This window comes from Roseibium sp. SCP15, from assembly GCF_040329435.1.
GTDB lineage: Bacteria > Pseudomonadota > Alphaproteobacteria > Rhizobiales > Stappiaceae > Roseibium.
In genome coordinates this window covers 171,320-183,767 of record NZ_JBDZYI010000002.1, presented here as the reverse complement: position 1 = coordinate 183,767, position 12,448 = coordinate 171,320, and the positions used below count along the sequence as shown (strand labels likewise).

The window sequence follows — 12,448 nt, the reverse complement described above, 5'->3', positions numbered from 1 at the left end:
TACGGTTGTTGGTATGAATGCCCGACTCAGCGGCAGTTTGCCCAAGAGACCAGGTCACGGCAACTACGCAGGTTCTCGACTTGCTTTACTGCAACATCAGCGAGGCGCTGACCGTCGAACCGTCATTAAAACAAGGTCCTGCATGTAGCCCGGCAGCTTACTTCTGCTTTTTCGTCGCAGCGCCGGCATTCTTGCAAAGCACCGCAGCATTCAGCGCTGCAATGCCGACTGGCTTGTACTGGTTCTCTAGCCTTGCCCCGGCCGGAATTTTGGAAGCCGGGCGGGAAATTTGCTCAGACATTTCTTCGGGTCCGTTGTTGGTGTCCAGTGCCCGCTGGCTGGATTTCAGTTTGGTTTTTTGCGAGCGTGCGTGCATGTCGTGTCCAATTAAGGCAATCGCAGGGCAGCAAGCTGGTGTTGCTGACATTTACTGCTTTTGATGGAAACAGCATGCGCCTCAAAAGGCGAAACGGCCAGTCAAATTCCATAACAGGATGTAACGAATTCGGTTGGAATTTGAAGTAGATAAGTAAGAGTTTGTTTACCTGTTTCCGGTCAGAGCTTACCTTACGTCCGCAAGGCAGCGGGAAATCAGACGAAATAGCTTTTGTAGTTCTGCGGCGCTTTGCCGCGCATGGCGCTGAAAAATCCGCGAATGCAACGGATGACGGTAAGACCGAGCGTCAGAGCCAACAGAACAAGACCGGCAAGGATCACCGAAGAAGAGATGCTTGCGCCCAGAACAATCATCAGACAGCCAATGCAAACTCCGATGACCAGAAGGGCGACGGTTGTTCGGATGTAAAAGTAATGTGCATAGACGCGTGTCTCGTCGGGTTCGGCGAAGAGGAACGCAAACAGCAGGGCAATGGGGGAAAGCAAGGCGGAGAGGATCAGGATGTAGCACAGGCATATATTGCTGAGGCCGGGCCCGATCAGGCGTCCACGCGAATGGTGGGAAGTCCGTTTGTCTTTTTCAGCCCGTTTGCTCATTTTCGTCAAAGGAAGGTCGGAGCTCTTTCCTGGTTTGCCGCGTCATGGTCCTCCCGAACAAACTTGGCTGTTCCATGCTCGAAGTCGCGTACAGCCGGGTGCCATTCGATTAAGTTGAATTTATGATGAGCCTGTTGCGCAAGTGAAGTTCATTTTTTGACAATTTGCTCATAAACAAAGAAAAATTCAGTATGTCGTCGCGTCGTTACGGCGCCGACGTTTGGACAGTTGAGAGAATATGAAGCGATACGCCGCCTACAGTTCTGCTTCAGCACCGGCAAGCCGCACAGTCGGCTCTGTTGCGCTTATGCTCGCGGTCATCGCATTTCTGGCGAAGCGATTCGGAGTGATCGACGCGGATGTATTCGTCCTGTCGCTGATCGGTGCGGCGGCAATTGCGCTTGTGGCCCTCATGCTGGCGATCATCGGCCTGCATCGGATCTGGACTTACGGAGGCGGCGGACTGCCGGCAGCCCTCAGCGGAATACTCCTGGGCGCGGCGGCGCTCGTTGCCCCGGCTCTTGTCCTGGGCATGCTGACCATTCATTCAGGTAGCCAGGATCTGTCCACCGACCGGCAGGACCCACCGGCAGTTGTCGTGCAATCGCTCGAAGCCGAGCAACCGGTTCTTGCGTGGATGAACCAGGTTCTGGAAGCCCATCTGTGGCCCAATCTCAAACAGTTCTCCGTAAAGGACCAGAGCAGAATTACCGATCGGGCAACGGACAATCCTGACATCGTTTCACGCAGATACCGGATCGCCCCGGCGCAGCTGCATGCAGCAGGAGCCAAGGCGCTGGAGGAACTGGGGTGGACAGTGGTCGACGAATTGCCGCCTGATTTGCTGGACGCCCCTACGAGGCTACAGGCCGAGGGAGTTACGCGGGTTCTGGGTCTCAAGCACGACGTGGCGCTGCGTATTCGGCCGGACGCCGTCGGCGCGCTCCTGGATGTCCGCTCGCGCTCCAGAACGCCTTTGAAGGATCTGTCGGACAATGCCGACCATATCCGCGTTGTCTTTGCCGAAATTGATCAGGTATTGCTTGAGACCTACGGCGATCTTGCGCGATTGTCCGTTGAAGAAGGGGCCCTCGAAGAAGAGGACCTGCAGCTTGAGCCTGTGGAAGACCCGAGGGACACCATCCCCTTGCCGGGGTTCAAGCCCTACTTCGAAGAAGAGGGCACGGTGGTTGAAGATCTGGAGCTGACGGATCTTGAGGGCTAGCGTGCATCGCGGGCCAATTGATAAACGGCGCTAAGCGAGAGCTCGGGGGCCGCGGTGACAAGCCCTTTCTGAGCAAGGTCTTCAAGATGCGCAAACACGGAAAGGCCCGCCGCCGGATGCAGCGCTGGGTCGACGTCGGCATAAAGCATTGCGACAACTTCGGGGATCGTGCTCTCGCCTCCCGCCAGCTGTTTCAGGACAGCTGCCTCCCGATCCAGACGATGCTGCTTCAGATCCTGCACATAGGCGATTGCCTGTCTGATTTCTGCACCGTGACCCGGGAGGTAAATTGTCTCGGATCTGTCGAGGAGTTTGTCAATGGAACTCATGTAGTCACGCATGCTGCCATCGGGCGGTGCGACGATGGACGTCGACCATCCCATGACGTGGTCGGCGGAAAGAAGGATGTCTTCTCCGGTCAATGCGAAACACAGGTGGTTTGCCGTATGCCCAGGAGTTTCCACCGTTTCAATTTCCAGTCCGGCGACACTGATGACTTCGCCGTCGGCAAGATGTCGATCCGGCCTGTAGCTCTTGTCGCCGCTTGAATCGAGGGGATTGATTTCATCTTCCAGGAGAGCACGTGCCGCTCTGTGCGGTCCGCAGCCCATGACAGGTGCGCCGGTTTTTTCCTTGAGAAGCCTCGCGCCCGGTGAATGATCCATGTGTGTGTGGGTAACCAGAATGGCCTCGATGGTGGCGCCTTTCGACGCTCTGAGAATGGCGTCGATATGTTCCGCCGCCGCAGGACCCGGATCAACAACTGCCAGGCGCCGGTCTCCAAGCAGGTAGGTGTTGGTTCCGTGAAAAGTGAATGGTCCCGGATTGTTGGCCGTCAGCCGCCGAATGCCTGGCGCAAGTTCAACCGGATTACCGTAGTCGGGATCAAAGTCGCGGTTGTGCTTCATTTCCTATGGCCAATCGAATTTGTTGTGAGCAATCGTGTGCGCTGAAACTCGTCCAGTTTGTTCAGAAAGGCAACGGGTCTTCGTCCCTCCAAGGGCAGACTTGGAACCGACGACTTGAAGGTTTTGAAAACACGTCATCTATTTGACGCCAGAATCGGTTACGCAATCGCGGTTTTGCCAATCCGGGTGCTTCTATGAAACACTGTCTCAGGGATTGGCACGAATTTATTTGGGCAGGTCGTAGATGGCGCAGGAACAGGAATGCCGGTTTGAAGTTTTGCTGGATTTGCCCCGAGAGAGGGCATTCTCGCTGTTTGTCGATCGGCCGGAGCTTTGGTGGTCATCCCCTTTTTCCAGTCCGGCGGAAGGCCCGGGAGACAGCAAGGTAGAAGCCGGAATTGAGCCCTGTGTCGGCGGCAGCTGCTACGAGATCGATGGCGACGGCCGCAGGCGGAATTGGGGGACCGTGCTGTCCATCGAGCCACCATTGTACATTCGCCTAGCCTGGCGGGTTTCGCAGGACGGAGAGGAAATTGCCGATCCCTCCGCTGCAAGCAGAGTGATGGTCAACTTTCGCCAGGCCGGCGAGGCAACACGCTTGGAAATCGTTCATACCGAGTTTCTCAGGCATGGCGAACATGGAGCCGACTATCAAAAGCTCATGCGGCAGCCGGACGGGTGGCCGCGCATAATCAGGAATCTGCAACAGGCAGCACGTGCGGCAACCTGGCGGTAGCAGGTCGAAACGTTGGAAGTGCAACAAAGTGAACGGCCTGTCGTTGGGATGACATGCTTGCCGTGCTAAGGGCCTTCACCAATCCAATCCCCTTATTTGGTCTTGCGTGTAAACTAAGACGTCGAAATAGTATTTCCAGATGACGGCACCTGCCATCCGAAACCGCACACAGAACTCATCCATGACCGCAACCCCATCGCCACTCGAGGAGCCTTCAGAGGCTCAAACTGCTGCGTCGCCTCTCACACGGCTGGGCGAATCGCGTTGGATTCTGGTCGCAGCCGCCTTCATTGCGGTCGTTGCGATCCTGCTTTACCAGGTGCCCGTCTGGGCAGCTGCGTTGGGTGTGGCACTTCTTGCAGGCTCAGCCGCCTTTGTTCCGCGCCGGGCGGCCGCGCGCCGGGTGCAACTCAGCACCCAGCGGGAAAGACGGCGGATGTGGCCTGGCACCGGAATGAAAGTGACGGTTGATGCCCTGCCAACACCGTGTTTCGTTGCGGATGGTCGGGGCATCACCAGGTATGTAAATGCGTCCGCACAAGCGGCCTATGAAGGGGTGAAGCCTGGTGATCCGCTGTCCTTTTCTTTAAGGGCGCCGTCTCTTCTGGAAGCCTTCGACCGGGTTTGCGCGACCGCAGGAACGGAGCGGATCAGCTGGATCGAGAAAGTTCCGACGGAAACCTGGTACGAAGCCCACATTGCGCCGATCTATATGCCGGGAAGTGGCGGTCAGGAGATGGGGACACGCCGCCCGGATTTCATACTGGTTGTCATTCAGGACCTCACCGAAAACCGGCGCCTGGAACGCATGCGCACGGATTTTGTTGCCAATGCGAGTCACGAACTGCGCACTCCGCTAGCCTCGCTCACCGGATTTATCGAAACGATCCAGGGGCCCGCCCGCAATGACCCGGAAGCCCAGGACAGGTTTCTGTCGATTATGCTGGATCAGGCCGGCCGAATGCGGCGCCTGATTGACGACATTCTCTCGTTATCTCGTATCGAGTTGAAGGCTCATGTGCGCCCGGCAAATGTCGTCGACCTGTCCGAGATCGTCCGTCATACCGCCGACGCCCTGTCGCCGCTGGCGTCAGAGATGAATGTAGAAATCCGCATGCACATGCCGGAAGAGCCCGTGAGGCTGAACGGGGATCGCGATGAACTGATCCAGGTTACCGAAAACCTCGTCGAGAACGCTCTGAAATATGGAAATGGCGGCAAGTATGTAGACGTGACTTTGAGCGGGCTGGAAGAGGCAACAGAAGGGCAATCGTGGTTGCTGGAGGTGCGTGACTATGGCGAAGGCATTCCGAGGGAGCATCTGCCCCGACTGACGGAACGGTTCTACAGGGTGGACGCCGAATCGAGCCGGGCGATGAAGGGAACCGGTCTGGGATTGGCGATCGTAAAACACATACTGACACGACACCGTGGCCGCCTGGATGTCGACAGTGAGGCCGGGCAGGGAGCAACCTTCAAGGTGAAACTTCCAGGGCTCGAAAATTCGGAAGACATTTCAGCAAAGAATTAGACCCCGCGAAAAAAGTCGATTTTTGTCGCATTCTTGAAATTGGAACGTGCTAACACCCGGCAAAAGAGCGTGGGGTTCATGTTTGCCGGTTGGCTGCTCGGATCAGAATTTTCATTTGGGGGATTTCAAGTGGCAGGAAAATTGGCAGTAAGTGCTTTTTGCGGACTTGTCCTTCAAGTGATCCCGCACGTTGCAGAGGCACGTGACCGGCTCCTGATCGTCGGATCGTCCACCGTGTTTCCGTTTGCATCCGCAGTGGCGGAAAAGATGGGGGAGGGTGGTTCGAAGCACCCAATCGTTGAATCAACTGGATCCGGCGCCGGTTTCTCGCTGTTCTGCAAGGGTGTTGGAGAAAACACCCCCGACATAACCAATGCCTCCCGAAGAATGAAGCCTTCTGAGCTTGAGACCTGCATGGCCAACGGGGTGACGCCGGTTGAAGTGGAAATTGGCTACGACGGCATTGTTCTTGCCAATTCCAGGCATGGTCCGAAACTCGAGCTGACGGTGGATCAGATCTTCCAGGCACTGGCCGAAGCGCTGCCCTCCGAGGAGGGCGTCCTGGCAAACGCGAACATGTCCTGGTCAGATATCGATCCCGGATTGCCGAATGAAAAGATAGAGGTGCTTGGACCGCCTCCGACCTCGGGCACACGCGATGCATTCGAGGAACTTGTGATGGAAACCGGGTGCAAGTCCTTTTCGGAACTGTCCGGTGAGCAGTGTACCCGCATCCGGCACGATGGCAGCTTTGTGGAAGCTGGCGAAAACGATGATCTGATTGTGGGTGCCCTTGAGGCGAACCCGGCGACTGTCGGAATTTTCGGATACTCATTTCTGATGCAGAATCTGGACAAGATCCAGAGCATTGGCGTCAACGGTATCGAACCCACATTCGAGAAGATTGCATCTGGTGAATATCCGGTCTCCCGACCGCTCTTCATTTACGTCAAGAAGCAGAACGTCGGAGTGATTCCCGGCCTCGAGGAGTATGTCGAGGCTTTCACCAGTGACGAGGCGTGGGGAGATGAAGGCTATCTTGCACAAAAGGGCCTGATACCGCTTGCCCATGAAGAGCGGCAGCGGCAGGCACAAGATGCGCGCAATTTGACCCCCTTAAAGTTTTAGACGTCACAGTCCTTTTGTTCCGCCTGCTCAATTGCGGTTCCCGCACCTGAAAATCAATTGACCGCCAGCCAGGTTGATGTCTGGCAGGGCTTCCAGCTGCCGGATAACAAACCGAACTGAACAGGGTGTTGCAGCGGTACGGATAGCATTTGTCTCCCTGTCCGTTACCGGGACCTGCCAGACCGGAAGTCGCAATGTGACCGGAATCACCGTCTTATATGACGGGGAAATTACAAGGTTCTGAATTTATCTATATTTTTCAATAAGTTAAATTGTCACAAAACTGAAAAATAACTGTCATAGAACTCTCATCCATCGGGCCTAGGTTCCCCGCATCGCTCACGCAACTTCAAGCGTGGTGATCATCTACAAACCTTGACATTCAAAGGGAGTGGTCAAGTGAAATTTACGACCCTCGTTAGCGCAACTGCTCTGGCTGTTGCTTCCACTGCATTCGTTGGCGCTGCTCAGGCTCGCGACCAGGTACAGATCGCCGGTTCTTCAACTGTTCTGCCATACGCTTCCATCGTTGCCGAAGCTTTCGGTGAAAACACCGACTTCCCGACCCCGGTTGTTGAGTCCGGTGGTTCTTCTGCCGGTCTGAAGCGCTTCTGTGAAGGTGTTGGCGAAAACACCATCGACGTCGCAAACGCTTCCCGCAAGATCCGCGAAAAGGAAATCAAGGCCTGTGCGGAAGCTGGTGTCAAAGACATCATCGAGGTTCGTATCGGCTACGACGGAATCGTTTTCGCTTCTCAGAAGAGCGGTCCGGCCTTCAACGCGTTCCAGCCGGCTGACATCTTCAACGCGCTCGGCTCCAAGGTCCTGAAAGACGGCGAGCTCGTCGACAACCCGTACAACAACTGGGCCGAGTTCAACTCCGAACTGCCGGACGTTGAAATCGCTGCTTTCATCCCGGGCACCAAGCACGGCACCCGTGAAGTTTTTGAAGACAAAGTTCTTCTGGCTGGTTGTGAAGCCACCGGCGCTTTCGAAAAATTCCTGGAAGCTGCCGAAGGCGACAGCGACAAGGCCAAGAAGAAAGCCGCTGAAAAAGCTTGTATCAACGTTCGTGCAGACGGCAAGTCCGTTGACATCGACGGTGACTACACCGAAACCCTGGCTCGTATCGACTCCAATGCAAACGGCATCGGAATCTTCGGTCTGGCGTTCTACGAGAACAACACCGACAAGCTGAAAGTCGCCACCATGGGCGGTATCGCTCCGTCCACCGAGACGATCGCTTCCGGCGAGTACCCCGTTTCCCGCCCGCTGTTCTTCTACGTCAAGAAGGCTCACATCGGCGTCATCCCGGGTCTGAAGGAATACGCTCAGTTCTTCATCGCCGATGAGATCGCTGGTCCGCAGGGCCCGCTGGCTCAGTACGGTCTGGTTTCCGATCCGGAGCTGGCAGCCACACAGGCTTCCATTTCGAACGAAGAAACCATGAAGTAATCGAGTTACTGCTCAATACGGGGCGGCATATTCCGCCGCCCCTTTTTCCTTTTTGGTGCTTTTTTACAAAGACCCCCGGGGGTGCAAATGTCTCTGTTCTGGCTCATCTTGACCGTACTTGCCATTGCCGTGGCAGGATACGTTCTGGGGCGGGCGCGGGCCCTGTCCAGCGCTGGAGGAGAGCGGCACGTTCTGCATTCTCTTCCGTCCTATTATGGGGCCAACGTGGCAATGAAAGCCGCAGTGCCCGCTTTCATTCTTCTCATCGTCTGGCTGCTCGCGCAGCCTTTTTACGTAAACAGCGAAATCTCCGGAATGATCCCGGACAGTGCGATCAGCGAAGGTTCCTCTCGCGGACTGGTTCTGGCTGAAGTCCGGCGTGCCGCAAGAGGGCTGGACAATGCCGTCGCCAGCGGTGCGATGACCGATGAGTTTGCACGCAGTGCCAGGGCTGACTTCAATGATGTCACCACCCGTCTCAAGGAAGCCGGTCAGATCGTGACGTCGGATATCACCCAGCCTGTCTTGCGCGCGGCGCAACGGTACCGGGTCCTGTCTGCGACCGGCAATCTCTACATGACGATTGCCGTCATTCTGGTGGCAATTGCCGGTGCACTTTGGGGCTTGAGAGAGACACGGGCAGATTTCTGGGCACGCAACACGGTTGAAAAGGGCATCAGGGCCATTTTGATCGGTGCGGCCTCCATCGCGATCCTGACCACCATCGGCATCGTGTTGTCCCTGGTGTTCAATACAGTGGAATTCTTCCGCCTTTATCCGGCGGCCGACTTCTTTTTCGGCCTGACTTGGTCGCCAAGCTTCTCCGGACGCGGTGGCGACTCGGAACTGGGCATCATTCCTCTGCTTTGGGGCACGTTCTACATTTCATTCGTGGCACTTGCGGTTGCCGTTCCGATCGGCCTTTTCGCTGCGATCTACCTGTCCGAATATGCAAGCCCGCGCGTGCGTGCCATTGCCAAACCGCTTCTTGAGGTTTTGGCCGGTATCCCGACCATTGTTTACGGTCTCTTCGCGCTGCTGACGGTTGGACCTCTTCTGTTGTCGGTCTTTGGCGACAATGGCATCGGCATCATGAAAGCGGGAACCGCGGTCATGACAGCCGGCCTGGTCATGGGGGTCATGCTGATCCCGTTCGTGAGTTCGCTGTCGGACGACATCATCAATGCCGTTCCACAGGCCATGCGCGACGGGTCCTACGGCCTTGGTGCAACCAAGTCAGAAACCGTGAAGCAGGTGATTCTGCCGGCTGCCCTGCCTGGGATCGTCGGTGCCATCCTGCTGGCAGCCTCGCGTGCCATCGGTGAAACCATGATTGTGGTTCTCGGAGCAGGGGCGGCGGCTCGACTAAGTCTCAATCCTTTTGAAGCCATGACCACCGTTACGGCCAAGATCGTCAGCCAGCTTACCGGTGATGCCGATTTCGCATCCCCTGTCGCGTTGGTGGCGTTCGCGCTCGGCATGACGCTTTTCGTGGTGACCTTGGGCCTCAACATCGTTGCGCTCTACATCGTGCGCAAATACCGGGAGCAGTATGACTGATGACCGATACGACACTCACTCCCGAAGCGGCTGCCGACACCGCCAAGGCTGCGGCGAAGTCCAGGTCCCTTTATCACATCGATGACCTGACCCGTAAGCGGAACGCAGCCGAGAAGCGGTTCAAGGCCTATGGCATAACCGCGATTGCAATCGGCCTGTTCTTCTTGGTCGTCCTGGCAACGTCGATCGTCTCACAGGGCATTCCGGCGTTTACCAGGACTGTAGTCGAAGTCGAATTTACGCTCACGCAGGAACAGTTCGACGCAGCTGAAAAAGAGCTCTTCAAGACGAAAGCCTACGAAAAGTTCTTCATTGATGCGCTGCATGGCCAGATGACGGAAAGCGGTGTCTCCGCACCGTTCGATGCGGCTGCGATCCAGCGCATCGTCGGCAAGACCGGAGGCACCATTCGCGAACACTTCCGGGCCAATCCGGACAGTCTTGGCAAGGAAACCGGCTTTGAGTTGGCAGCCGCCTCCCGTGTTGACGGTTACATGAACGGCCGTGTGACCCGCGAGACGCTTACCGACAGCCGCTTCCTGCAGAAGTCCGATCTGGACATTGTTGACGCTCTGGTCGAGGCCAAGGTCATCAAGACTGTGTTCAACTGGAACTTCATCACCGGTGCCGATTCCGGCGTGGACAATCCGGGTGGAGCAGGCATCGGTGCATCCGTGGTCGGGTCATTCTTCATGATGCTGGTGGTTCTGTTCCTGTCCCTGCCGATCGGCGTGGCCGCTTCGATCTACCTTGAGGAATTTGCGCCTCAGAACCGGTTCACGGACCTGATTGAGGTGAACATTTCCAACTTGGCTGCCGTTCCGTCCATCGTGTTCGGTATTCTTGGTCTCGCGGTCTTCATTCAGTTCATGCACCTGCCGCAGTCGGCTCCGCTTGTCGGTGGCCTTGTTCTGACACTGATGACGCTGCCGACGATCATCATTTCAACGCGAGCTTCGCTGAAGGCTGTACCGCCGAGCATCCGTGATGCCGCACTGGGGATCGGTGCCTCGAAAATGCAGGCAACCTTCCACCATGTGCTTCCGCTTGCGATGCCGGGTATCCTGACAGGCACCATCATCGGGCTTGCGCAGGCTTTGGGTGAGACGGCTCCGCTGCTCCTGATCGGTATGGTCGGCTTTGTTGCGCGCGGATATCCGGACGGTTTCATCGCAGGGTTCACGGAGCCGAATTCCGCAATGCCGGCGCAGATCTACACCTGGGCGGCACGCGCGGACTACGCATTTTACGAAAAAGCATGGGGTGGAATTATCGTCCTTCTGGTGTTCCTCCTCACAATGAACATTCTCGCGATCATCCTGCGCCGCAGGTTTGAGCGCCGCTGGTAAGGAATGATCCGATGAACGAGATGTCGAATATTGAACAGTCGGTGGAAATGACCGAGAGCAAGATTTCCGCGAAGAACGTGCAGGTCTACTACGGTGACACGCATGCGATCAAAGATGTGGACATTGAAATCCAGCCGCGATCCGTCACCGCCTTCATCGGACCGTCCGGTTGCGGCAAGTCGACTTTCCTGCGGACCTTGAACCGCATGAACGACACGATCGATATCTGCCGCGTGCAAGGGTCGATCAGGATCGACGGCGAGGACATCTACGACCCCAAGGTTGACCCGGTGCAACTGCGCGCCAAGGTTGGTATGGTGTTCCAGAAACCGAACCCGTTTCCCAAGTCCATTTACGACAACATTGCCTACGGCCCGCGCATTCACGGGTTGGCCCGCAACAAGGCGCATCTGGACGAAATCGTTTCCTCAAGCCTGCAGAAAGCCGGTCTTTGGGAAGAAGTGAAGAACCGGCTGGACGAGCCGGGTACCGGGATGTCCGGCGGTCAGCAGCAGCGCCTGTGCATCGCCAGGGCCATTGCGGTCAGCCCGGAAGTGATCCTGATGGATGAGCCGTGCTCGGCTCTCGACCCGATTGCGACGGCAAAGGTCGAAGAGCTGATCGATGAGCTGCGCGAGAACTACACGATCGTGATCGTGACGCACTCGATGCAACAGGCAGCCCGTGTATCGCAGCGCACCGCATTCTTCCATCTCGGCATTCTCGTCGAAGAAGGTCCGACCGAAGACATCTTCACAAATCCGAAAGACAAACGTACGCAGGACTATATCACTGGCCGCTTCGGCTAAGTGGCTACGCGAATTCTGAAAGGGACACTGGATGTCTGAACACACAGTCACGGCCTATGACGACGAATTGACCGCAATGGCCGGCAAGGTCGCCGAAATGGGCGGTCTGGCGGAAAAAGCGTTTGCTGATGCTGTTTCCGCACTGGTCTCGCAAGATATCGAACTGGCACGCGTCACGGTTCAGCAGGACGAACGCTTGGACGCCTTGCATCAGGACATTGAAGCAAAGCTGATCGAAATGATTGTCCGTCGCCAGCCGATGGGGCAGGACCTGCGGGAAATCACCGCCGCGACGCGCATTGCCAACGATCTGGAACGTGTTGGCGATTTGGCCAAGAACGTTGCCAAACGGACGATCGCGATCGACAGCAATCTTCAGTCCAAGAAACTGGCCATCGGTGTGGAACACATGACCGAATTGGCCCTTGCACAGCTGAAGCAGGTTCTGGACGCCTATACGCGCAAGGACGCGGAAGCGGCGAGACGCGTTCAGGAAGCCGACGCTGAAATCGATGCGATCTACACATCGCTCTTTCGGGAGCTGTTGACCTACATGATGGAAGATCCCCGCGTGATCACTCAATGCGTCCATCTTCTGTTCTGTGCCAAGAACATCGAGCGTATTGGCGATCATGCAACCAACATTGCTGAAAACGTCTTTTATATGGTGACTGGCGATCGTCTGCCGGAAGACCGTGCAAAACAGGACGAGACGACCCACGCGGTCTGACAGCTGGAACCCGGTTGGAAATTG

Annotated in this window: 12 protein-coding genes; 9 read left to right on the top strand and 3 right to left on the bottom strand. The window is 56.5% G+C overall.

What is annotated here, in order from left to right; translation table 11 throughout:
- Positions 1 to 157: 157 nt before the first annotated feature.
- Both ABLO27_RS08170 and ABLO27_RS08165 read right to left on the bottom strand, forming a co-directional pair.
- Positions 158 to 376 (bottom strand): hypothetical protein, encoded by a 219-nt coding sequence (locus tag ABLO27_RS08170; protein ID WP_353031932.1) that lies wholly within the window; start codon positions 374 to 376, stop codon positions 158 to 160.
- Between the two features lie 215 nt (positions 377 to 591).
- On the bottom strand, positions 592 to 993 hold the full coding sequence (locus tag ABLO27_RS08165; RefSeq protein WP_353031930.1) for a hypothetical protein: 402 nt from the start codon (positions 991 to 993) through the stop codon (positions 592 to 594).
- Positions 994 to 1,231: 238 nt separating this feature from the next.
- Here ABLO27_RS08165 and ABLO27_RS08160 point away from each other — a divergent pair, with 238 nt between their 5' ends.
- Positions 1,232 to 2,218: a DUF1499 domain-containing protein gene (locus ABLO27_RS08160; RefSeq protein WP_353031929.1), complete on the top strand. Its 987-nt coding sequence runs from the start codon at positions 1,232 to 1,234 to the stop codon at positions 2,216 to 2,218.
- Here ABLO27_RS08160 and ABLO27_RS08155 read toward each other — a convergent pair.
- A complete protein-coding gene (locus ABLO27_RS08155) occupies positions 2,215 to 3,126 on the bottom strand; it encodes an MBL fold metallo-hydrolase (protein ID WP_353031928.1) in 912 nt (303 codons plus the stop codon). The two genes, ABLO27_RS08160 and ABLO27_RS08155, sit on opposite strands and share 4 nt — an antisense overlap.
- A 244-nt stretch (positions 3,127 to 3,370) precedes the next feature.
- On the opposite strand from ABLO27_RS08155, the gene ABLO27_RS08150 reads away from it, so the two are divergent.
- From ABLO27_RS08150 to phoU, 8 genes are all read left to right on the top strand, one after another.
- Positions 3,371 to 3,862, top strand: a complete 492-nt coding sequence (locus ABLO27_RS08150; protein WP_353031926.1) for an SRPBCC family protein — start codon at positions 3,371 to 3,373, stop codon at positions 3,860 to 3,862.
- Positions 3,863 to 4,043: 181 nt separating this feature from the next.
- Positions 4,044 to 5,393 carry an ATP-binding protein gene (locus tag ABLO27_RS08145; RefSeq protein WP_353031924.1) on the top strand — a complete coding sequence of 450 codons (1,350 nt, stop codon included), beginning with the start codon at positions 4,044 to 4,046 and terminating at the stop codon, positions 5,391 to 5,393.
- A 129-nt stretch (positions 5,394 to 5,522) separates the two neighbouring features.
- Positions 5,523 to 6,521 (top strand): substrate-binding domain-containing protein, encoded by a 999-nt coding sequence (locus ABLO27_RS08140; protein ID WP_353031922.1) that lies wholly within the window; start codon positions 5,523 to 5,525, stop codon positions 6,519 to 6,521.
- A gap of 399 nt (positions 6,522 to 6,920) precedes the next feature.
- A complete protein-coding gene (locus tag ABLO27_RS08135) occupies positions 6,921 to 7,976 on the top strand; it encodes a substrate-binding domain-containing protein (protein ID WP_353031920.1) in 1,056 nt (351 codons plus the stop codon).
- Between the two features lie 87 nt (positions 7,977 to 8,063).
- On the top strand, positions 8,064 to 9,536 hold the full coding sequence (gene pstC, locus ABLO27_RS08130) for a phosphate ABC transporter permease subunit PstC (RefSeq protein ID WP_353031919.1): 1,473 nt from the start codon (positions 8,064 to 8,066) through the stop codon (positions 9,534 to 9,536).
- Entirely contained in the window at positions 9,536 to 10,885 is a 1,350-nt protein-coding gene (gene pstA, locus ABLO27_RS08125) for a phosphate ABC transporter permease PstA (protein ID WP_353031917.1), read from the top strand. The genes pstC and pstA overlap by 1 nt, the downstream gene beginning before the upstream one ends.
- 11 nt (positions 10,886 to 10,896) lie before the next feature.
- Complete coding sequence (gene pstB / locus ABLO27_RS08120; protein ID WP_353031915.1) at positions 10,897 to 11,694, top strand: phosphate ABC transporter ATP-binding protein PstB; 798 nt, start codon at positions 10,897 to 10,899, stop codon at positions 11,692 to 11,694.
- A 31-nt stretch (positions 11,695 to 11,725) separates the two neighbouring features.
- A complete protein-coding gene (phoU, locus tag ABLO27_RS08115; RefSeq protein WP_353031914.1) occupies positions 11,726 to 12,424 on the top strand; it encodes a phosphate signaling complex protein PhoU in 699 nt (232 codons plus the stop codon).
- The last annotated feature ends 24 nt before the right edge of the window (positions 12,425 to 12,448 follow it).

What these genes read in the sequence shown, in the direction of transcription:
- pstA (WP_353031917.1), top strand. Translation starts at nt 9,536, where the DNA reads ATGACCGATACGACACTCACTCCCGAAGCGGCTGCCGACACCGCCAAG.
- ABLO27_RS08160 (WP_353031929.1), top strand. Translation starts at nt 1,232, where the DNA reads ATGAAGCGATACGCCGCCTACAGTTCTGCTTCAGCACCGGCAAGCCGC.
- ABLO27_RS08170 (WP_353031932.1), bottom strand. Translation starts at nt 376, where the DNA reads ATGCACGCACGCTCGCAAAAAACCAAACTGAAATCCAGCCAGCGGGCA.
- ABLO27_RS08150 (WP_353031926.1), top strand. Translation starts at nt 3,371, where the DNA reads ATGGCGCAGGAACAGGAATGCCGGTTTGAAGTTTTGCTGGATTTGCCC.
- pstB (WP_353031915.1), top strand. Translation starts at nt 10,897, where the DNA reads ATGAACGAGATGTCGAATATTGAACAGTCGGTGGAAATGACCGAGAGC.
- pstC (WP_353031919.1), top strand. Translation starts at nt 8,064, where the DNA reads ATGTCTCTGTTCTGGCTCATCTTGACCGTACTTGCCATTGCCGTGGCA.
- ABLO27_RS08145 (WP_353031924.1), top strand. Translation starts at nt 4,044, where the DNA reads ATGACCGCAACCCCATCGCCACTCGAGGAGCCTTCAGAGGCTCAAACT.
- ABLO27_RS08165 (WP_353031930.1), bottom strand. Translation starts at nt 993, where the DNA reads ATGAGCAAACGGGCTGAAAAAGACAAACGGACTTCCCACCATTCGCGT.
- ABLO27_RS08155 (WP_353031928.1), bottom strand. Translation starts at nt 3,126, where the DNA reads ATGAAGCACAACCGCGACTTTGATCCCGACTACGGTAATCCGGTTGAA.
- phoU (WP_353031914.1), top strand. Translation starts at nt 11,726, where the DNA reads ATGTCTGAACACACAGTCACGGCCTATGACGACGAATTGACCGCAATG.